Raw genomic sequence first — 20506 nt, forward strand, 5'->3', positions numbered from 1 at the left:
AAATATTGCGTAGCTTACGGGCATGAAACGGATCGTCTTAATTGCTGGGTTTGAATCGTTCAACGCTGACTTATACAGAAAAGCGGCTTCTGTGGCTGAATCTCGCTGTCCTGATTTAGACATTAGGGTGTTTAGCGATCGCGATATTATCAGTAAACGTGCGGAAGTAGAAGCAGCATTGCGTGACGCTGACGTATTTTTTGGCAGCTTATTATTTGATTATGACCAAGTTGTGTGGTTGCGCGATCGCCTTGCTCAAGTTCCCATCCGGCTTGTGTTTGAGTCAGCCTTGGAATTGATGAGTTTAACCAAATTGGGAGACTTTGCCATTGGTGACAAACCAAAAGGAATGCCCAAACCAGTTAAATTCATCCTCGACAAATTCAGCAACGGACGTGAAGAAGACAAACTCGCCGGTTACATCAGCTTCTTAAAAATCGGCCCGAAACTTTTAAAATTCGTCCCAGTGCAGAAAGTCCAAGACTTACGCAACTGGTTAATTATCTATGGTTACTGGAATGCAGGCGGGCCAGAAAACGTCGCATCATTATTCTGGACACTAGCAGAAAAATATCTAGGTCTAAAAATTGGCGACATTCCCCCACCAGTCGAAACCCCCAACATGGGATTACTGCATCCCGACTACCAAGGGTTTTTTGAATCACCAAAAGCATATTTAGACTGGTATCAAAACAAGGGAGTAGGGAATAGGGAATGGGGAATAGGGAAGAAAAATACCCACTCCCCACTCCCCACTCCCCACTCCCCAATTGTGGGGATATTGCTTTACCGCAAACACGTCATCACCAAACAACCATACATTCCTCAACTAATTCGCCGCTTTGAAGAAGCTGGCTTAATTCCCTTACCCATTTTCATCAACGGCGTAGAGGGACACGTAGCAGTTCGGGACTGGATGACGACTGACTACGAACAACAACAACGCCAACTTAATAATATTGAAACTCCCTCACTGTCCCAAGATGCAGTTAAAGTTGATGCCATTGTTTCCACCATTGGTTTTCCTTTAGTGGGTGGCCCGGCTGGTTCAATGGAAGCAGGCCGCCAAGTAGAAGTAGCAAAGCGTATCCTGACTGCTAAAAATGTGCCTTACATTGTCGCCGCACCATTATTAATTCAAGATATCCATTCTTGGACACGCCAAGGTGTCGGCGGATTACAAAGTGTAGTTTTATATGCTTTACCCGAACTCGACGGTGCAATTGATACCGTTCCCCTGGGTGGTTTGGTAGGCGAAAATATTTATCTCGTTCCAGAACGGGTACAGCGATTAATTGGTAGAGTTAAAAGCTGGATTGCTTTACGGCAAACACCAGCATCGGAACGTAAAATTGCAGTTATTTTATATGGTTTCCCTCCTGGTTATGGTGCTGTTGGCACAGCTGCATTGTTGAATGTGCCTCGCAGTCTCATCAAATTTCTGCACGCACTCAAAGCCCAAGGTTATAACGTTGGCGATATCCCAGAAGATGGGGAAGAATTAATTCGTCAAGTGAAAGAAGCCGATGAAGAGATGGAAAGATGGGAAATGAATAAGCCTTTCCCAGAGTCCGCTATTACTGTTAATGCCCGAACATTAGAAAAATGGTTAGGATATCTCCGCACATCTCGCGTTGAGAAACAATGGAAATCTTTAACAGGTAGCGGGATTAAAACTTATGGCGATGAATTGCACATTGGTGGTGTGCAGTTAGGAAATGTCTGGATAGGTGTCCAACCACCGTTAGGCATTCAAGGCGACCCGATGCGGTTAATGTTTGAACGCGATTTAACGCCACATCCGCAATACGCAGCTTTTTATAAATGGTTGCAAAATGAATTGCAAGCTGATGCTGTAGTTCACTTTGGAATGCACGGCACAGTGGAATGGTTGCCGGGTTCGCCTTTAGGGAATACTGGTTATTCTTGGTCGGATATTTTGTTAGGTGATTTGCCTAATCTATATATATATGCGGCGAATAATCCTTCGGAGTCGATTTTGGCAAAGCGTCGCGGTTATGGGGTGTTAATTTCGCACAATGTACCGCCTTATGGTCGTGCAGGTTTATATAAGGAATTGGTAGCGTTGCGCGATTTAATTGCAGAGTACCGAGAAGACCCGAAAAAGAATTATGTGCTGAAGGAAGGGATTTGTAAAAAGATTGTTGATACGGGTTTAGATGTCGATTGTCCGTTTGAGGATGCGAAAAAGTTGGGCATTCCTTTTACGCCAGAAAATATCAGGATGTTTAGTGGTCATGCTTTTGATGATTATCTGGTGAAGTTGTACGAATATTTGCAGGTTTTGGAGAATCGGTTGTTTTCTTCTGGGTTGCATACTTTGGGTGAAGCACCAAATGAGGAGGAGATGGCGGCTTATTTGGAGGCTTATTTTAACGAACCGCAAAGACGCGAAGGACACGAAGAGGAAGAGAGAGAAATTAGAGATTTATTAGAACAAACTACGGATGAGTTAACAAATTTGTTGCGGGGGTTAAATGGTGAGTATATTCCGCCTGCGCCTGGTGGTGATTTGTTGCGTGATGGTGCTGGGGTTTTGCCGACGGGAAGGAATATTCATGCGTTAGATCCTTATAGAATGCCTTCGCCTGCTGCGTATGAAAGGGGTAGGGAAATTGCACAGAAAATTATCGCCCAGCATTTACAAGAACATAGGAAGTATCCTGAGACGGTGGCGGTGTTGTTATGGGGTTTAGATGCAATTAAAACCAAGGGTGAGTCGTTAGGAATTCTGTTGGAGTTGGTTGGTGCTGAACCTGTGAAGGAAGGGACGGGAAGAATTGTCCGTTATGAATTGAAGCCTTTGCCCCAGGTGGGACATCCGCGTATTGATGTGTTGGGTAATTTGTCAGGGATTTTCCGCGATAGTTTTGTAAATATCATCGAATTGTTGGATGATTTGTTTTTACGTGCGGCTGAGGCGGATGAATCGGAAGAACAGAATTTTATTCGGAAACACGCTTTGGCTTTAAAGGCGCAAGGTGTAGAAAATGCTTCTGCGAGATTATTTTCTAACCCTGCGGGTGATTTTGGTTCTTTGGTAAATGATCAAGTGGTGGATGGTAATTGGGAATCTGGGGAAGAGTTAGGTAATACTTGGCAAAGTCGTAATGTGTTTAGCTACGGGAGACAAGATAAAGGCCAAGCTAGACCAGAGGTGTTGAATCAGTTGTTGAAAACGAGCGATCGCATCGTCCAAGAAATTGATTCGGTAGAATATGGTTTAACCGATATTCAAGAATATTACGCCAACACTGGTGGTTTGAAAAAAGCAGCCGAAAAACAAGGTGGTAAAAAGGTAACTACCAGCTTTGTCGAAAGTTTCTCCAAAGACACCACCCCCCGCAATTTAGATGATTTGCTACGGATGGAGTATCGCACCAAATTGCTAAACCCCAAATGGGCGCAAGCGATGGCGAATCAAGGTTCTGGCGGTGCATTTGAAATTTCTCAACGCATGACAGCCTTAATTGGTTGGGGTGGTACTGCCGATTTTAAAGATGATTGGGTCTATGACCAAGCTGCTGATACTTACGCTTTAGACCCAGAAATGGCGGAGAAGTTACGCAAAGCTAACCCCGAAGCTTTTCGGAATATTGTTAGCAGAATGTTAGAAGCACATGGGCGCGGTTTCTGGGAAGCTGATCAAGATAAATTAGATAAATTGCGTCAGTTATATGAGTTGACTGATGAACAATTAGAAGGTGTGACTGTTTAAAAAATTCCAATCTATGAAGAGGCTAAATGAGTTCTATAATATAATTTTTCAGAATTTCAATTAACTCTTCTTTACTCAATATATTTTCGGCAACTTGCATTGTTAGTTCATACGCTTGTTCTGGTGACATATTCAATTCATAATCATTCAGATTCAAAAATGTCACCATCACATCAAAAGCAGTTCGCTTATTTCCATCTACAAAAGCATGGTTATTAGCAATATGAAATAAGTATGCTGCTGCTTGTTCAACAATTGTAGGATGTAAAAGCTCACCCCCAAAAGTGGCTTGGGGTTGATAAATAGCTGAATCTAGCAAGCCTTCATCGCGTATACCTGGTAAGCCACCATATAAATTAATCTGTTTACTATGTATACTCAAAACATCTTGTTTTTTAATGAATTTAGGACTATGCAAGATTTCTATACACCCAATCCCATTTTTTCGTAGATGCCAAAGAAATCAGCATAGCTTCTGATTGTTGAGGAGTAATATCTTCCAAAGCCAAATTTTTTAATTTCTCTTCAGCTAGTATGTTGATTAGTAAACCAGCTTTGATTAAGGCTTGTATTGCATATTTTATACTTTCTTCAAGAATATATTTTTCATTATGATTATAAAATTCAGATTCAGCTTCATTTTTAATTAACCTGTATAAATTTTCAGCATCTGTAATGAGAGCGAAAAAAATTTGTTTGCCTTGTTTAAAAAAAATTAAATCTGAGAATTGCTCAAAAATTTCTTTAAATAGAAGATTATATTTTACAAAAATTATAACTGGTAATTGTCCTTGTTTTACTTGTTCTTTCAATACATCACCAAGATGACTAAATTTGCTGAGTTTGCTCTGTAGCCGCGTCAACTCTTCCTGAATTTGACTTAGAGATATTTGCCGACTATTTGCGAACTCGTATAATGCTGCTATTGTTTCATCTCGCGGATCTGGTTCATTCAGGCATTTCTCAAGTGTTTCTATGTTCTTTTGAATGCTTGCAATTGTTTCTTGTGAGAATATAAAGCTGTTTACCATTATTTATGTACTGGCTTGTTTAACTATAAACTTTGCCTATAATTATTTTAGCGGCTCTTCAGCTATTTGAATTTTTATTCATCTCTATGGCAATCCTAAATGATTTACAAACATCTATCTCCCTTGTCTACCTTGTCTCTCTAAATAAAGTCTCTTTTTCAGACTATTCACTCTCACCACTGTAATTTAACGGCAGTTTAACTATTACCGTAGTCCCCACATCTTGTTGACTTTCTAAGCTAATTTCACCACCATGTAAATCTACACACTGTTTCACCATCGCCAGCCCTAAACCTGTTCCTTGAATTCTCCGCGCATTACTCGCCCTGTAAAAAGTTTGAAATAAGTTAACTTGGTCTGTTTCGGGAATACCTATTCCCTCATCTTTAATTTGAAAAATTGCCATATCATCTTCCAAGATTAAATTAAACCAAATATTACTTTGTGGCGGAGAATATTTCACAGCATTGGAAATTAAATTAGTCAAAATACAATAAATTAATTCCTCATCCATATAAATTAAATTACATTTTCCTGCATTATTAAAAATAATATTTTTCTGTCCAGCCGCTTTCATTTGCATTACTTCTGTAATTTCTTGACAAAAGCTAATCAAATTTAAAGGTGCAGGTTTATATTCTAATTTGGCAGTTTCACTTTTACTGAGAAATAAAACTTCATCTAATAGCTGCAACATGTGGTTGAGAGCATCTTGCACACGCTCGAAATAAATATTTCTTCGCGCCTCATCCATATTATTGTGATTTTGCAGAATATCTATAGCAGTCCTAATTGTAGTCATCGGGTTACGAAACTCATGGGAAACCATCGCCACAAAGTTAGACTTTAGCTCATTGAGTTGTTGTTCTTTTACTAATGCTTGACGGCTTATTTCTTCACTTTCTCGTAACTTATTGAGAATTTCTTCTCGTTCAATAGCATAGCGAATAGCCTGGACTAATCTTTGAATAGTAATTTGGTCTTTGACTAAATAATCTTGAGCGCCTTCTGCTAAAGCTTGCATTGCTAATTCTTCATCATCAAGTCCTGTTAAAACCACTACAGGAATATCTGGAACTGCGGCTCGATAAGCTTTTAAAGTATCTAGCCCAAAAGAATCTGGTAATCCCAAGTCCATCAAAACTACATCAAATTTATCTGGTTGAAAATTTACATTTTCCAAATTATTTACTTTCAGATTATTCTCTGATAAACTTAAATTTATCGCTTCAGATAATTGTTCAACATGCACCATTTCTAGTTTATGTTGAACGGTATGAGTAAATATTTGATGTAATAGTTTGGCATCACTAGGACTATCTTCTACCAGCAGAACACGAATTATTGTTTTTTGCATAAAGCATAAAATATATTTATATAAATTGTTGAAATGAGCATCAGATTTTTTCATTGTGAAAACAATGCTCAATCATAATCGATATTGGACAATATAGAAGAATACTTATAAGATGGATAAATCTGGTGGTAGAGTAACTGCCGTTAACCAAAAATCTTTAATTAAATGCACAACCTCAAGAAACTGATAAACATCAAGAGGTTTGGTTACATAACAGTTAGCACTGAGATGATAAGAACGTAGTATGTCTTGTTCATCTGCGGAAGTAGTCAGGACAACCACCGGAATATGTTTCAATTTGGGATCAGATTTAAGTTCTGTCAGCACTTCTCGCCCATCCATCCCTGGTAAATTCAAATCCAGTAAAATTAAATCGGGACGTGGAGCATTAGCAAACTCTCCTTGCTGGTGTAGGTAATTCATTGCCGTTTCACCATCTTCTACCCAGTGCAATTTATTAGGAATTTTGGCATTTACAAAGCCTTTCATGGTGAGATTAGCATCGCTGGGAGAGTCTTCAACTAGCAAAATTTCCACACACCGATATACTTGAGTCTTTTCAATACTGTTGTTAACCATATATTACACGTCTTTATCTAAACTTTCTGGGGTAGCTGATTCATGAAGGGTAAAGTAAAACGTTGTACCTACTCCTAACTGAGACTCAGCCCATATATGACCATTGTGACGTTCAACGATTTTTTTACAAATAGCCAAACCAATTCCTGTACCTGAAAATTCGCGCCGGGTATGTAGACGACGAAAAATTTCAAAAATACGGTTAAAGTACTGAGATTTAATGCCAATACCGTTATCTTGTACCGAAAATAGCCAAATTTGATGGTTTTGAGTCAAATCTTCTTCTAAACCCTTCCACCCCTGCACCCCCACTCCCCCACTCTTCTCTACTATCGCTGCACTAATGTGAATTTGTGGTGTTACATCTTTGCGGCGAAACTTGATGGCATTACCAATTAAATTTTGAAATAATTGGATTAACTGAGTTTTATCTGCAAGCAGGTTGGGTAATGGCTCATGAGTGATGACAGCTTGACTTTCTGCGATCGCCACCTGTAAATTACTCAAAGCCTCCCTCAGCACAACATTGCAGTCATTCAGCCTAAATATTCGACCCCTTGTCCCTATCCGCGAATAAGCCAGCAAGTCTTGAATCAACTGCTGCATTCGTCTCGCACCATCAATAATGTAATCTATATATTCTTGGGCAGAATCATCTAACCTCCCTCGATATTCTTCTACTAATAATTGACTATAGCCAGTTACAGCCCGCAACGGTTCTTGCAAATCATGAGAAGCTACATAGGCAAACTGTTCTAATTCTTGATTTGAGTTTCTCAGTTCCTCATTTAGTTTTTCTAATTCGGCTGTACGTTCCTGAACTTTAATTTCTAATTCGGCTTTGGCTTTTTGTAGTGCTTCCTCTGTGAGTTTGCGGTCTGTAATATCAGTATGAGTTCCTATCCATTCTTGAATTTGGTTATCAGCATCTAATATGGGAACTCCCCTCACAGCAAAAAATCGATAACTACCATCAGCGACTCGCACACGATGTTCCAACTTATAAGGACTTTTCCATTCTCTAGCCTGATTCCATAAAAACTGAGAAAGCTCTCGGTCTTCAGGATGAATTGCATTCAGCCATCCCCATACTTGAACTTCTTCCTGAGTTTGACCTGTTAAAGCTATCCATGAGGAATATTCTTTAGGAAAACCCTGAGCATCAGTTAACCACACTGCTTGAGATGTCGCCAGCACCAATGAACGATATCGTTTTTCACTGTTTTCTAAAGCCAGTTCCGCCAATTTGCGCCGCGTAATATCTTGAAAGAAAATTGATAACCCTTCTTGGCTAGGATAGATGCGATTTTCAAACCAGCGATCCCACGGTGAATAATACTCTTCAATCTGAATTACTTTCTGTTCGGACACAGCTTGGTAATAAGCATGATAAAACTTCTGTCCCACACCTTCGGGAAACTCTTCCCAAATATTTTTGCCAATCAAATCTTCTGGACGACGATTGAAAATTTGTCCCGCCCTTTGATTCACGTATGTATAACACCAATTTGCATCTAAAGCCACAAAAGCATCAGTGACAGTTTCTAAAAGATTTACCAGCTTTGCTTTAGCTGCTTGCTGTTCTAAAAGAATCGCTTCTGCTGATAAAACTTGATTAATTTGAATCTGCTTTTGCAGTAGTAAATAAACTCCTACTATCAGCAAAGCACTCAAAACATATCCTAAAAAAACTAAAAAAATAATTTGGATAATTCCTTCATCTGTGTTTGCTATCCGTCGTTTTAATAGGTTTTTTTCTTCCCTCTCTATTACTTGCTTGATATTGTTAATTTGCTGATCTATATATATATTTATAGTCTGATTATTTTTAGCAAATTCAATATTTATTGCAAAACCTTGTTGTTCAAAAATTTTAATAGATATATCTAAAAAATTAATTTTTTGCGTAACTTTAAGTTCAAGTTGTTGAATTTGCTCTTGTTGCTTAAAGTCATCCCTAGTTAAGTTTTTGATAATTTGAATTTGTTGTGCCACCTTTCGTTTTTCTTGCTCATAAATGTCTTTATATGTTATCTTGCTGGTGAAAATATAACTGCTGTGTGCAGTTTCTGCATTCCTCAGATAAATGTACAGATTATCTGAGGTTTCTAGCACTTGCTGAGTATGAATAACCCAATGTTTTTCTTGCATTAACCGCAGAAAACTGATATAAGAAATTACCCCAACACCACACAGCAATAATAATGCTAAAGAAAAGCTGACTGCAACAAATTTTGCGGAAAGTCTATTCATGAGCAACTCGCAGGATTGCAGATGATAAATAATATCTAGTCTTTATAACTCATTCACAATGTCATGAATCAAATGATACATCCATTAGGTATAAATTTCATTCAATTTTTGTGTATATTTAAGATTTATATTGAAATTTAGTATCGTTTTTTCTGAAAATTTGCAGCCTTGACACTTTGATTATGTATATTAAAAAATATATCTAATGATAGATGACAAAATAATATAATAATGTATGCTCTTTTATTAATTTACCAAAAATACTCTGCAAATATAAAAATTGAGTGAGTAATCAGCTTTTTATCACTTCTACTCACTCAATTGATTCTGACTTAAAATTATCAAATAATTTCTATCAGACTATTTTATTTTTACCTGATAAATAACCTCGAAAATTAACGAGATTCAGTACCTTGATTGGGGCTACCTGCTACATCATCTTCGCCAGGTGCTTCTGGTCTAGCAGTCTTTCGCGCATCAGACTGTGAAGCATCACCGGTTTTGCGAATATCTTCTTGTAAAGGAGTTTGATAACCACCAGAAGCTGTCGGGGTAGTATCCTGATTGTTATCAGACTTTTGTTTTTTTTCTTCAGCCATAATGACGAATTCCTATGATTAATTCTTGACTTTATTGTAGGAACATTAAGAATGTAAAGTTATCTATCTAAAATATGGTTATGACTGAATGTTGACTCTGCCATAAGTATTATTTAGTTTTTTAAAAGAACAAGAAATTTATGTACACCCAAGATTTATCATTGCCATCTGGATGTGTTATGCGTCAGGCAACTTCAACTGACAAGTGGTCAATTCGCTTATTAGTATTTTCGGCTAAACTTGACCCTACTCAGTTACGCTGGCAACAGTTCTCTGTGATTGAGTGTGAGGGTAATTTAATTGCTTGCGGACAACTGCGGAATTTTCCAGGCGCACAAGAACTTGGTAGTTTGGTGGTTAAATCAACTTGGAGAGGTCGCGGTTTAGGTAGTTTGCTCACTCAGCATCTTATTAGTCAAGCTGCACAACCACTATATTTAGAATGTTTGGGTGAGCAATTGTCACGGTTTTATAGTCGTTTTGGTTTTGTAGAAGTTACTTTTGTAAATCTACCTCCATCTCTTCAGCCTAAATTTCGCGTTTCGCAATTGGCGAAAAAACTGTTACGAGTACCTGTTGTGTTTATGAAATATCAGGGGAGTGGGAGATTAGAGGACAAGGGTGATAAGGGAGAAAAGGGAGATGAGGGAAAAAGACAAATCAATGACTGTTGACTATTTGATAAAAATTGTGAGCAGAACAGGCCCTAGTAAGTAATGATGCCTGACACAGGTAAGCCCAGATGCAGAACCTAAACTTTCTCTTTGTTTGGGACTGTAAAAACGGACTCCAAAAGGAGAAATTGGCAGTTTTTTAGGTTCTAGTTCTTGTTTAAAAGTAAAGTCAACTAAGTAAAAGCGTCCGCCGGGAGTTAGGACTCGTGCTACTTCACTGAGAACTTTTTGCGGTTCTAAATAATGTAAAAAGCTGATAGTGTTGAACACAGCATCAAATTGACCTTCCCCAAAAGGTAAAGACTCAGCATTACCCTCAACATAAATTAAACGTGGATGGTGGAGGTTGCTTATTCTCGCCATTCTTAACATATTTGGTGATAAGTCTAAGCCTGTACCACGCAAGTTAGGAAATTTGGTGGCGAGGCGTTCTAATAAGCGTCCAGTGCCACATCCTAAATCGAGGACGTTGACTTGTTGTGGTAAGTCAACATATTCTAATAACCGTTGGTGAATGGCTCGATAAAATACTGAGGGAAATGTCCAATCGTAGCTAAAAGCCCAGTTGTTAAAGAGAGATTTCTTGTTAGCAAAGAAATTTTCCGTCATTGGTTTGCACTTGTGCGACAGCGATATCTAGCCTAGCGTGCAGACTCACAACTGTGGGAACTCAATAGATGATTCCGAAATCTAAAAACTTGGATATGTATTTAAAGATGTGACACGAAAAGATGATTTGTGAGTGTAGCAGACTCAAGCGATCGCATCATGATATTTATCTATATTTAATCTTCCGGTAAATTGCTATGACATCTATAACTTTGTTTCATTTACACAAAGATTTCTTACAAAAAGTTCGTAAATGGTTAGAAAGTCGAGAAATAAATAACATTCAATTGGCTCATTTTGTGTGTAGAGTGATACCATCACAATGTCCCTTTGAAAGAGATGTCACTTTATTTGGACGGAAACTGTTTCACATTCCAGCAATGTGTAAACTAAATCCCTTTTATGAGGAATTAGTGAGTCTACGTTTTCGGGCTTTGTGTTATCTTGCTGATGAATGTGGTGAAGATGTAAATGTTTATTGCTAAACTTTGAAATTCACAAATATCAGCCATCGGTAATTACAGATATACGCTTGTTATCTGCTCTAATCTATACTAAGCTATTTTGGGACTAATTAGACATATATCAAACTAGTTCTCGATTTGTATCACTCATAGCAGTCGAAGTATAAGTGAGGAAATTTAAAAAGCAAGAATACAAGGCATAGTAATACTTTTACCTCCTGCCTTCTGCCCTTCGGGTTCGCAGTCGCTCATGGGGGAAACCCCCAAGACCGCGCTGTCTCACCTCCTGACTTCTGCCTCCTGCTATACTGCCTTACCTTGCTGAAATTATTAACATCATCAATATGACGCACATCTTACTTGTAGAAGATGAGGTCAAACTGGCGCGATTTATCGAATTGGAACTGAATTACGAAGGTTATCAAGTCAGTGTCGCCTACGATGGATTAACTGCCCTAACTGCGGCGCGAGAGTTACATCCAGACTTAGTTATTTTAGATTGGATGTTACCAGGGTTATCAGGTCTAGAGATTTGCCGCCGTTTGCGGAGTACTGGAGATAAAGTCCCAGTCATATTATTAACTGCTAAAGATGAAGTCAGCGATCGCGTGGCTGGTTTAGACGCGGGTGCTGATGACTATGTAGTAAAACCATTCAGCGTGGAAGAACTATTAGCCAGAGTCCGCGCTCATCTGCGCCGCAACCAAGAAGCAGACGCAGCCGACATCTTAGAATTTGAAGACCTCAGCTTAAATCGCCGCACCAGAGAAGTTTATCGCGGCAATAGATCAATTGAATTAACCGCCAAAGAATTTGATTTGCTGGATTATTTGCTGTCCCATCCCCGACAAGTAATTACCCGCGATCGCATTTTAGAAGAAGTTTGGGGTTACGACTTCATGGGCGATTCCAACATCATCGAAGTTTACGTCCGTTACTTGCGCCTCAAACTTGAAATCAACAATGAAAAGCGCCTCATTCAAACCATCCGAGGCGTAGGCTACGTACTGCGTGAGTAGAAGTGTAAAGTATGAAGTGTGAAGGTTTGTAAAGGACACCCTAGCCTCTAACCCCTAGCCCCTAGCCTCATTGCAAACAACCGTTAAACTTCATTGCAAAATAAAAAGGTAATTCGAGCAACATGATAAGTTTTGATGATGTGAATCAACAGTGCGATAAGGAGAACACAGTGGCAACGGAATCTAATTTACTAACGGGCAAAGCTGTACAAAACGAAGATTTTAGTGAATATGTTGCTCATTTACAGCTGCACATGACGCTACAAGCTCGCAATCTGGTTCCAACCCTCAAGCATTCTGTGGAAGATAGTAGACAACAACTCCTCCATCAAACCCAAGCCAACTTTGAAAAGTTAATTTCTCGGCAAGGTTTGTAAATATAGAAAATTTAACGAAAAGTCAAATAAAATAAAAGCAGGTATTTTTGGGTTAACGCCAATAGCGTACTCATCTAACCTGCTTTTTTTGCTTTTGTAAGTATTTAATCAAAAAAATCAATCTTTTGAAGCAATAGCCAGCAACGGAAAGCCGTTAAAATTATTATTGCAACAGTTCCACCCACGAGCAGTTAGTTAAGGCTAAATGGCCGCTTGAATCAAAATGACTTCATTACTTCCTCGAAATCTCAGCGTTGTCATCCGGCCAGTCCACTATCGGGATCTGGATGGAATTGAGCGATTAACACAAGAGTCATTCGCCGCCACGACTTTGGAAGGCTCCAATTCTGCCGAGCGCCAAATGCAATCACTCCGTCGTTGGTACGGCTTACTTAAATTTTTGAGTTGGTTCCCTAATCCACTCCAGTATCGTTTCTGCGCTTATGTAGCCGAACAGGGGCGAATGCTGTTGGGGATGATTCAAGTATCACCATTCAACCGCACTCGCAGTACTTGGCGCATTGATAAGGTGGTGCTAGATCAGGCTGCGGATAAACAAGGAATTGGCTCACAATTGCTGCGCCATTGCTTCGAGTCGATTTTAGAAGCACGAACTTGGCTATTAGAAGTAAATATTAATGATACAGAAGCATTAGCCCTGTATCGCCAAAATGGATTTCAACGTTTAGCAGAAATTACCTATTGGAAAATAGAAGCTGATTTACTAGCAGAATTAGCACAAGCAGAACCTGATTTACCGAATTTGCTGCCAGTAAGTAACGCTGATGCTCAGTTGCTTTATCAACTAGATACAGCATCGATGCCGCCTTTGGTACGTCAAGTCTTTGACCGCAACACCCGCGATTTTAAAACCAGTTTATTTGGTGCGTTAACCGATGCTGTCAAGCAATGGATAACCAAAACAGAAGTGGTCAGTGGTTATGTGTTTGAACCGCAACGCAAAGCCGCCATTGGTTATTTTCAAGTACAGCTTGACCGCAAAGGCGAAACTCCCCATGTGGCAACACTGACAGTCCACCCTGCTTACACTTGGTTGTATCCAGAGTTGCTTTCGCAATTGGCACGCATAGCGCAAGACTTCCCCCAACAAGGTTTGCGACTGGCTTCTTTAGACTACCAACCAGAAAGAGAAGAATATTTAGAACGGATCGGTGCAAAACGCACTGAACATACTTTGATTATGTCGCGTTCAGTTTGGCACAAACTCCGAGAATCAAAATTTGTCTCGTTGGAAGGGATTCAATGGACAGATGTGCTGCAAGGTTTACAACCAGCACGTAAACCCATACCTGGAGGAATGTCTTGGGTAAAAACTGGACAGCAGCCATCTTCAGAAATACCAGTGCCAAGCAAATCAGAATCTATGGGCTTTAAATGTAACAACTGTCATACAGAGCCATCTTGCCACAATGAATCAGTTGATGGTCAACAGGAAAAGTAGTAAAAGCTTCACTGGTGCAGAGTAGAAGATGAATATCTTAGACTCTGCACCCACGACTCGGCACGGTTAATAATGGATAAAAAACAGTATATTTCAGCACTAGGATTAGATATCGGACGGAAGCGAATTGGTGTAGCAGGATGCGATCGCACCGGTTTAATTGCTACGGGAATTACGACAATTGAACGCTCCTCTTTTGAGCGCGACGTTGAGCAGTTCCAAAATATCGTGAATGAGCGTCAGGTAGAAATTCTAGTTGTTGGTTTACCTTATTCTATGGATGGTTCTTTGGGATTCCAGGCTCATCAGGTGCAGAAATTTGCCACCAAACTGAGTAAAGCTCTCAAACTGCCCATAGAATATGTTGATGAGCGCCTCACCTCTTTTCAAGCAGAGCAAATGCTCATCGCCGAGAATCTCTCACCATCGCGCCATAAAGGTTTAATTGACCGCAAAGCAGCAGCATTGATTTTACAACAATGGTTAGATTCTCGACGTTCTGCCCTAGTTAAAATGCTGTCGAGTATGGATAGCTTTTGACATGATATTCTGAAAGCAATTACTGAGCAGTTGTGTCTAAATGTGAAACTATTAGCTTGACATTATTTGTCATTTAACAGGAAAGCAATATTCACAGTTGCGGTAAAGATAAAGTTTAACTAATCGGCTATGTTTCCTTCTCCATTTTCTGAAGATAACGATCGCGATCACACAGGTTCCATCACCTTGACAGATGACACAGGGCGAACCCTCGAATGTTATATAGAACATTCGCTCTCTGTAGATGGACAAGAATACGTCTTACTGCTTCCTGTGGACTCACCCATAGAAATTTTCGCTTGGGAAGGTGACGACGAAGAAGAAGAAGCCGTTTTAGTAGAAGATGACGCTATCCTTGACGAAATTTTTGGTACCGCCCAAGCAGTTTTATCTGAGCAGAACCTAATTCTGAAAAACACAGCTTACGCTTTGACAGTTGCTGGTGAATTACCAGCTGTAGATGAGTCGGAACTTTTTACATTAGAAATCGAAGACGACGAAACCGATTTAGAGCCAGAACAACTACAGCTACTCGCCAGCTTCTATCATCATGAGCAGGAGTATGCCATATATACCCCCCTCGATCCACTGCTGTTTTTTGCCAGAATCACCAAAGATGGCGAACCGGAATTACTTTCTCCCGAAGAATTTCGCCAAGTGCAACCACTCCTAGAAGAACAACTTTTTAACGAAGTGGAATAAAATCTGCACAATTCAAAATTGAAAATAAAAATGTCTCATTTTTAGACAAGGTTTTAGAGTCGGGTGCAGGGGTACGCTGACAGGTGTAGGTTTTTACGTTTTCATTCTTTCCCCCTGCTCCCTGCTCCCCTACCTCTGTTGATCCTCTGCACTCATTCTCAACAATGCTCTTACTTGAGAGCATTTTTCATTGTGACCCTGAAAATTATCTATGACGTGGAACAATCTCTTACAGCCTGACTTGATTTTACATGGTTCAGTTTTGCAATTGACTCAAGAAGTCATTCAACAATATGGGCTGAAGGGACTTGTTTTAGATGTGGATGAAACACTCGTTCCTTTCACAGTGGGGACTCCTTCACCAGAATTGAGACAATGGGTAGAAGAAATCCGCGTTAATGTTGATTTGTGGTTGGTGAGCAATAACTTAAGCGAGGCTCGGATTGGCAGTATTGCCCGTGCGTTGAATTTACCTTATTACTTGGGTGCAGCCAAGCCCTCTCGCCGCAAAATTAGAGCCGCTCTCCAAGCAATGGATTTACCAGCACATCAAGTAGGAATGGTGGGCGATCGCTTGTTTACCGATGTTTTAGCTGGTAATCGTCTAGGAATGTTTACCATTCTCGTAGAACCGATTATTCATCCTGATGCTGCACTACGTTCTCATCCCGTCCGAAATTTTGAAGTCTGGATTTCTGAAATCTTGGGAGCCTCCATCACACCTAAACGCAGCGTTGTTAACAAAAAGTAACAAATCGTCAGGAAAATAAAGCTAAAGAAATAATTAAGAATAAAATAAAACCATAGAAAACAGGAGATTATAAGTATTAATAACATAGGGTCAGCTAATAAAAGACCCTAGTAAATAGCAAATAACTATAAACTAGTAAAGCGTCAGCCTTCACCTATAGAAGGATTGGCGCTTTGCTTTTTTGTGCTTTGTCATTTGTCCTTCATGACCAATGACCAATGACTAATGACCAATGACCATGACCAAAACAATAGTCGTCAAAATAGGCACTTCTAGCCTGACTCAACCAGAAACTGGGCAATTAGCACTTTCTACGATCGCAACTTTAACCGAAACACTTTGTCATTTAAGACAGCAGGGAAATCGTGTGATTTTGGTTTCCTCTGGTGCGGTGGGTGTGGGCTGTGCCAGATTAGGCTTAACAGAACGTCCAAAAGCGATCGCCCTCAAACAAGCAGTAGCCGCAGTTGGTCAAGGCAGGTTAATGCGGATATATGACGACTTATTTACTACCTTACAACAGCCAATTGCTCAGGTTTTGTTAACACGCAGCGACTTGGTGCAGCGTAGCCGATACCTCAACGTTTACAACACCTTTAAAGAATTGCTGGGGCTGGGTGTAATTCCCGTAGTGAATGAAAATGACACCGTGGCTGTCGAGGAACTGAAATTTGGTGATAATGACACCCTTTCGGCATTAGTAGCAAGTTTAGTCGAAGCAGATTGGCTATTTTTACTCACCGACGTAGATAGATTATATTCAGCCGATCCCCGTTCTGTACCTGATGCCAAACCCATTGCCTTAGTGAGTAATATTAAAGAATTGGCGCAACTGCAAATCCAAACAGGTGGTCAAGGCTCACAATGGGGTACTGGTGGGATGGTAACAAAAATATCCGCCGCCCGAATTGCGATCGCAGCTGGAGTGCGAACGGTAATTACTCAAGGGCGATTTCCCCGCAATCTCGAAAAAATTATCCAAGGGGAACCTTTAGGAACGCACTTTGAACCGCAACCAGAACCCACATCCGCCAGAAAACGCTGGATAGCTTACGGACTTGTACCGACGGGAAAATTGTATTTAGATCAAGGTGCGATCGCGGCAATATCAGAAGCCGGAAAATCATTATTAGCCGCAGGTATCAAAACACTTGAAGGCGAATTTGACACCCAAGACGCTGTGCAGTTGTGCGACACCAACGGTAACGAAATAGCCAGAGGATTAGTCAACTACAGCAGCGATGAACTAAAAAAAATCTGCGGGCGACACTCCAGAGAAATTCCCGAAATTTTGGGCTATGTGGGCGCAGATACCGTGGTGCATCGAGATAACTTAGTTTTGACATAAGTAGAATGGTTAAATTATGGCGGATAAGTTATCACCAACGGATGGCTATGATGACTTCTTACGGGAGTTAAAAGAACGTATACATAGCGCCCAAATAAAAGCAGCTTTGTCTATTAACCGTGAATTGGTATTACTTTATTGGCAAATAGGGCGCGAAATTATCATCCGTCAGCAGCAGCAGGGATGGGGTAGCAAAGTTATTGAACGTATTGCAAAAGATTTACAAGCTGCTTTCCCTGATATCAAGGGATTCTCAGCCAGAAATCTGAAGTATATGCGAGCTTTTGCTGAAGCTTATCCAAATGAACAAATAGTGCAGCAGGCTGCTGCACAAATTCCTTGGTTTCATAACTGTGTAATTTTAGATAAAGTTAAAAATAATTTAGAGCGTGAATGGTATATACAAAAAACTATAGAAAATGGCTGGAGCAGAAATATTTTAACTCTCCAAATTGAGAATAGACTTTTTGCACGTCAGGGAAAGGCTATCAATAACTTTAACGTTAGATTACCGTCTCCTCAATCAGACATTGCTAGAGAAACGTTAAAAGACCCTTATATTTTTGATTTTTTAAGTTTAGGAGAAGCTGCACAAGAACGGGAATTAGAAAAAGAACTTGTAAAACACATTACTCAATTTCTTTTGGAGTTAGGTGTAGGATTTGCTTTTGTTGGAAAACAATATAATTTAAAGATAGGAGATGAAGATTTTTACATAGATTTGCTTTTTTATCATGTGAAATTACATTGTTTTGTAGTGATTGAACTGAAAACAGGTAAATTTAAACCTGAATATGCAGGAAAAATCAATTTCTACCTTTCGGCTGTAGATGATTTGCTCAAATCTCCTGTAGATAATCCTTCAATTGGTTTAATTTTATGTGCAAGTAAGGACAATATTATTGCTGAGTATGCGCTACGTGATGTCAATAAGCCAATTGGTATTGCTGAATGGCAAACTAAACTTACTAAGTCACTGCCTAAAGAGTTACAAACAAAGTTACCAACTATTGAGCAGTTGGAGGCAGAACTAGAAAATTTGTCAGCAGAAATAGAGAATGAAGAATGATTGATTAGCTTACTTCTAATCTTAAGTCCGAGCTAAAAGGGGAGCCGCCGCTAATAGTGTTTGTGTATACGGATGTTGTGGATTGGCAAAAATTTGTTTTGTTGGGCCGAGTTCGACAATTTTACCGCCATTCATCACCGCAATGCGATCGCACAAAAATCTCGCTAACCACAAATCATGAGTAATAAATAGATAAGTTAATTCAAATTCTGCCTTTAATTGCAACATCAAATCCAAAACTTGCGATTGCACACTCGCATCTAACATACTCACTGGTTCATCGCAAATCAACAGTTTAGGACGAGTAATTAAAGCCCGTGCGATCGCTACCCGTTGTTGCTGTCCGCCAGACAAATCTGATGGGTAACGTTGATAATAAACTTCTGGCGGTGTTAACCCGACTTTTTGCAACATCCACAATACTTCTTCTTTAGCTTTGGCTGCATCGGCAAGATTGTGAATTAACAAAGGATCACCTATACTCTGCCCTACAGTCATCGCCGGATTTAAACAAGCATGGGGGTCTTGAAACACCATTTGCATTTGTCGGCGAGAAGCGCGAATTTCTTGGCGTGATAACTTGGTTAAATCTTGTCCCAAAAATTCTACTTTGCCAGCCGTGGGACGAATTAGCTGTAAGATAGTCCGCGACAATGTGCTTTTACCACAACCAGATTCACCCACTAAGCCTAAAATTTCTCCCGGAAACAGTTCCAGGTTAATTCCATCTACGGCTTTGATTGTCTGACTTTCCGCTTTAAACAGTCGTTCAATTAAGTTAGGTTCTATGGTGTAGTGTTGCTGGAGTTCTGTAACTCGTAGAAGTGGTGATTGAGAATCAGAAATTGGTGAAGCATTTCCCCCACTTTCATCCACAGCTTGAATATGCAAAGCTGCTTGTAAAAGCGATCGCGTATATTCATGTTGAGGATTACCAAATACCGATGTAGTAGCCCCCATTTCTACCATTTTGCCGTTGTACATTACACCGATGCGGCCGCAATATTCTGCCACCATTGCCAAATCATGAGAAATCAGCAACAGTGCCATATTTTCTTCAGCGCACAGACGGGTTAGTTCTTGTAAAATCTGGGCTGAGACAGTGACATCTAAACTAGTGGTAGGTTCATCAGCCACAATTAACTTAGGATTTAGGAGGAGAGCAAGAGCGATCGCTACTCGTTGTCGCATTCCACCGCTAAACTCATGCGGATACTGATTCCAGCGACTCGCCGGGATTTTCACCTTCTCCAAAGTCGCCAGTGCTTTTTCTTTTGCTTGCTTGGCTGATAGTTCTGGTGAATGTGCTTGCAAAGTCTCCAGACAATGTTTACCAATCGTCATCAATGGATCAAGGCGTGTCATTGGGTCTTGGAAAATTAGTGCTACCGCCTCCCCCCGAAATTTCCGCAACTGAGATAACGTTAAATCAAATACTGACTGCCCCTGAAAAGTTACTCGTCCCTCAACTCTGCTAGATGGCGGTAGTAAACGCATCGCCGCCCGTCCTAATGTAGATTTACCACAACCAGACTCTCCTACCAGCCCCATTCTTTCCCCTGGTTGCAGTGTAAAAGATACATCATCAACCGCCCATCTGAGTTCTTCCCCGCCACGCTGAGGATAGGCAACTCGTAAATTTTCTATACAAAATAAAGCTTCACTCATATTTATTTATCAGCCCAGAGCTACCAGCTAGAATAATTTCAAATTTTAGCTAGTGTATCAAATTCCCCAAACTTCCTGTTCCCATTGACTGATAAAAACTCCTCGTCACTCTGCGTCTTCATATCAAACCAAAAAAGCGCCCCCCATCAGGAGAGCGCCTTTGATTAATTAGTTATTGCTTACTTCTATCTCAGAAGATTAACCATTGATAGCAGGAGCAGAGATAGCAACAGGAGCAACTTCACCAGCAGCCAAGTCTAAGGGG

Annotated in this window: 19 protein-coding genes and 1 pseudogene; 11 read left to right on the forward strand and 9 right to left on the reverse strand. The window is 40.1% G+C overall.

From position 1 onward, the window contains the following. The first annotated feature begins 22 nt into the window (after positions 1 to 22). Positions 23 to 3739: a magnesium chelatase subunit H gene (bchH, locus tag H6G74_RS11435; RefSeq protein WP_190967788.1), complete on the forward strand. Its 3717-nt coding sequence runs from the start codon at positions 23 to 25 to the stop codon at positions 3737 to 3739. Positions 3740 to 3761: 22 nt separating this feature from the next. Here the strand turns inward: bchH and H6G74_RS11440 are convergent, their stop codons facing one another. From H6G74_RS11440 to H6G74_RS11465, 6 genes are all read right to left on the reverse strand, one after another. Beyond that, complete coding sequence (locus tag H6G74_RS11440) at positions 3762 to 4157, reverse strand: type II toxin-antitoxin system death-on-curing family toxin (protein WP_190967789.1); 396 nt, start codon at positions 4155 to 4157, stop codon at positions 3762 to 3764. Next, on the reverse strand, positions 4150 to 4770 hold the full coding sequence (locus tag H6G74_RS11445) for a hypothetical protein (RefSeq protein WP_190967790.1): 621 nt from the start codon (positions 4768 to 4770) through the stop codon (positions 4150 to 4152). Before H6G74_RS11445 ends, H6G74_RS11440 begins: the two co-directional genes overlap by 8 nt. A 163-nt stretch (positions 4771 to 4933) precedes the next feature. After that, entirely contained in the window at positions 4934 to 6127 is a 1194-nt protein-coding gene (locus tag H6G74_RS11450) for a hybrid sensor histidine kinase/response regulator (RefSeq protein ID WP_190967791.1), read from the reverse strand. A gap of 105 nt (positions 6128 to 6232) precedes the next feature. Beyond that, a complete protein-coding gene (locus tag H6G74_RS11455; RefSeq protein WP_190967792.1) occupies positions 6233 to 6706 on the reverse strand; it encodes a response regulator in 474 nt (157 codons plus the stop codon). A 3-nt stretch (positions 6707 to 6709) separates the two neighbouring features. Beyond that, complete coding sequence (locus H6G74_RS11460) at positions 6710 to 8959, reverse strand: PAS domain S-box protein (protein ID WP_190967793.1); 2250 nt, start codon at positions 8957 to 8959, stop codon at positions 6710 to 6712. Between the two features lie 395 nt (positions 8960 to 9354). Next, on the reverse strand, positions 9355 to 9558 hold the full coding sequence (locus H6G74_RS11465; protein ID WP_190967794.1) for a hypothetical protein: 204 nt from the start codon (positions 9556 to 9558) through the stop codon (positions 9355 to 9357). A 140-nt stretch (positions 9559 to 9698) separates the two neighbouring features. On the opposite strand from H6G74_RS11465, the gene H6G74_RS11470 reads away from it, so the two are divergent. Continuing rightward, on the forward strand, positions 9699 to 10232 hold the full coding sequence (locus H6G74_RS11470) for a GNAT family N-acetyltransferase (RefSeq protein WP_190967795.1): 534 nt from the start codon (positions 9699 to 9701) through the stop codon (positions 10230 to 10232). Here H6G74_RS11470 and H6G74_RS11475 read toward each other — a convergent pair whose 3' ends face one another. Then, positions 10233 to 10841, reverse strand: coding sequence for a class I SAM-dependent methyltransferase (locus tag H6G74_RS11475; RefSeq protein ID WP_190967796.1), 609 nt, complete (start codon positions 10839 to 10841; stop codon positions 10233 to 10235). A gap of 197 nt (positions 10842 to 11038) precedes the next feature. On the opposite strand from H6G74_RS11475, the gene H6G74_RS11480 reads away from it, so the two are divergent. The 9 genes from H6G74_RS11480 to H6G74_RS11520 all read left to right on the forward strand — a co-directional run bounded on the left by H6G74_RS11480 (position 11039) and on the right by H6G74_RS11520 (position 18573). Next, on the forward strand, positions 11039 to 11326 hold the full coding sequence (locus tag H6G74_RS11480; RefSeq protein ID WP_190967797.1) for a Mo-dependent nitrogenase C-terminal domain-containing protein: 288 nt from the start codon (positions 11039 to 11041) through the stop codon (positions 11324 to 11326). 323 nt (positions 11327 to 11649) lie between these two features. After that, positions 11650 to 12324 carry a response regulator transcription factor gene (locus H6G74_RS11485; RefSeq protein ID WP_190967798.1) on the forward strand — a complete coding sequence of 225 codons (675 nt, stop codon included), beginning with the start codon at positions 11650 to 11652 and terminating at the stop codon, positions 12322 to 12324. Positions 12325 to 12446: 122 nt separating this feature from the next. Then, positions 12447 to 12701 (forward strand): hypothetical protein, encoded by a 255-nt coding sequence (locus tag H6G74_RS11490; protein WP_190967799.1) that lies wholly within the window; start codon positions 12447 to 12449, stop codon positions 12699 to 12701. A gap of 223 nt (positions 12702 to 12924) precedes the next feature. Further along, positions 12925 to 14163 (forward strand): GNAT family N-acetyltransferase, encoded by a 1239-nt coding sequence (locus H6G74_RS11495; protein ID WP_190967800.1) that lies wholly within the window; start codon positions 12925 to 12927, stop codon positions 14161 to 14163. Positions 14164 to 14235: 72 nt separating this feature from the next. Further along, a complete protein-coding gene (ruvX, locus tag H6G74_RS11500) occupies positions 14236 to 14703 on the forward strand; it encodes a Holliday junction resolvase RuvX (protein ID WP_190967801.1) in 468 nt (155 codons plus the stop codon). A 129-nt stretch (positions 14704 to 14832) separates the two neighbouring features. After that, positions 14833 to 15405, forward strand: a complete 573-nt coding sequence (locus H6G74_RS11505) for a DUF3727 domain-containing protein (protein ID WP_190967802.1) — start codon at positions 14833 to 14835, stop codon at positions 15403 to 15405. Between the two features lie 211 nt (positions 15406 to 15616). Then, positions 15617 to 16156, forward strand: a complete 540-nt coding sequence (locus H6G74_RS11510) for a YqeG family HAD IIIA-type phosphatase (protein ID WP_190677078.1) — start codon at positions 15617 to 15619, stop codon at positions 16154 to 16156. A 238-nt stretch (positions 16157 to 16394) separates the two neighbouring features. Continuing rightward, complete coding sequence (gene proB / locus H6G74_RS11515; protein WP_190967807.1) at positions 16395 to 17504, forward strand: glutamate 5-kinase; 1110 nt, start codon at positions 16395 to 16397, stop codon at positions 17502 to 17504. A gap of 16 nt (positions 17505 to 17520) precedes the next feature. Beyond that, the gene (locus H6G74_RS11520) at positions 17521 to 18573 is read left to right on the forward strand and encodes a PDDEXK nuclease domain-containing protein (RefSeq protein WP_190967803.1); all 1053 of its coding nucleotides are present in this window, start codon (positions 17521 to 17523) and stop codon (positions 18571 to 18573) included. A 21-nt stretch (positions 18574 to 18594) separates the two neighbouring features. Here the strand turns inward: H6G74_RS11520 and H6G74_RS11525 are convergent, their stop codons facing one another. Together H6G74_RS11525 and H6G74_RS11530 are read right to left on the reverse strand one after the other, a co-directional pair. Further along, on the reverse strand, positions 18595 to 20241 hold the full coding sequence (locus H6G74_RS11525; RefSeq protein WP_190967804.1) for a dipeptide ABC transporter ATP-binding protein: 1647 nt from the start codon (positions 20239 to 20241) through the stop codon (positions 18595 to 18597). 198 nt (positions 20242 to 20439) lie between these two features. Then, positions 20440 to 20506: pseudogene (locus H6G74_RS11530) on the reverse strand (photosystem II protein D1); the annotation flags it as partial.

The sequence above is a fragment of the Nostoc spongiaeforme FACHB-130 genome, assembly GCF_014698475.1.
Taxonomy (GTDB): Bacteria; Cyanobacteriota; Cyanobacteriia; order Cyanobacteriales; family Nostocaceae; genus Nostoc_B; species Nostoc_B spongiaeforme.

Bases quoted from the DNA above. Each gene is read 5' to 3' on its own strand.
- proB (WP_190967807.1), top strand. From the start codon at position 16,395: ATGACCAAAACAATAGTCGTCAAAATAGGCACTTCTAGCCTGACTCAA.
- H6G74_RS11510 (WP_190677078.1), top strand. From the start codon at position 15,617: ATGACGTGGAACAATCTCTTACAGCCTGACTTGATTTTACATGGTTCA.
- H6G74_RS11485 (WP_190967798.1), top strand. From the start codon at position 11,650: ATGACGCACATCTTACTTGTAGAAGATGAGGTCAAACTGGCGCGATTT.
- H6G74_RS11445 (WP_190967790.1), bottom strand. From the start codon at position 4,770: ATGGTAAACAGCTTTATATTCTCACAAGAAACAATTGCAAGCATTCAA.
- H6G74_RS11465 (WP_190967794.1), bottom strand. From the start codon at position 9,558: ATGGCTGAAGAAAAAAAACAAAAGTCTGATAACAATCAGGATACTACC.
- H6G74_RS11455 (WP_190967792.1), bottom strand. From the start codon at position 6,706: ATGGTTAACAACAGTATTGAAAAGACTCAAGTATATCGGTGTGTGGAA.
- H6G74_RS11525 (WP_190967804.1), bottom strand. From the start codon at position 20,241: ATGAGTGAAGCTTTATTTTGTATAGAAAATTTACGAGTTGCCTATCCT.
- H6G74_RS11505 (WP_190967802.1), top strand. From the start codon at position 14,833: ATGTTTCCTTCTCCATTTTCTGAAGATAACGATCGCGATCACACAGGT.
- ruvX (WP_190967801.1), top strand. From the start codon at position 14,236: ATGGATAAAAAACAGTATATTTCAGCACTAGGATTAGATATCGGACGG.
- H6G74_RS11470 (WP_190967795.1), top strand. From the start codon at position 9,699: ATGTACACCCAAGATTTATCATTGCCATCTGGATGTGTTATGCGTCAG.
- H6G74_RS11490 (WP_190967799.1), top strand. From the start codon at position 12,447: ATGATAAGTTTTGATGATGTGAATCAACAGTGCGATAAGGAGAACACA.
- H6G74_RS11480 (WP_190967797.1), top strand. From the start codon at position 11,039: ATGACATCTATAACTTTGTTTCATTTACACAAAGATTTCTTACAAAAA.
- H6G74_RS11495 (WP_190967800.1), top strand. From the start codon at position 12,925: ATGACTTCATTACTTCCTCGAAATCTCAGCGTTGTCATCCGGCCAGTC.
- H6G74_RS11520 (WP_190967803.1), top strand. From the start codon at position 17,521: ATGGCGGATAAGTTATCACCAACGGATGGCTATGATGACTTCTTACGG.
- H6G74_RS11460 (WP_190967793.1), bottom strand. From the start codon at position 8,959: ATGAATAGACTTTCCGCAAAATTTGTTGCAGTCAGCTTTTCTTTAGCA.
- H6G74_RS11475 (WP_190967796.1), bottom strand. From the start codon at position 10,841: ATGACGGAAAATTTCTTTGCTAACAAGAAATCTCTCTTTAACAACTGG.
- H6G74_RS11450 (WP_190967791.1), bottom strand. From the start codon at position 6,127: ATGCAAAAAACAATAATTCGTGTTCTGCTGGTAGAAGATAGTCCTAGT.
- bchH (WP_190967788.1), top strand. From the start codon at position 23: ATGAAACGGATCGTCTTAATTGCTGGGTTTGAATCGTTCAACGCTGAC.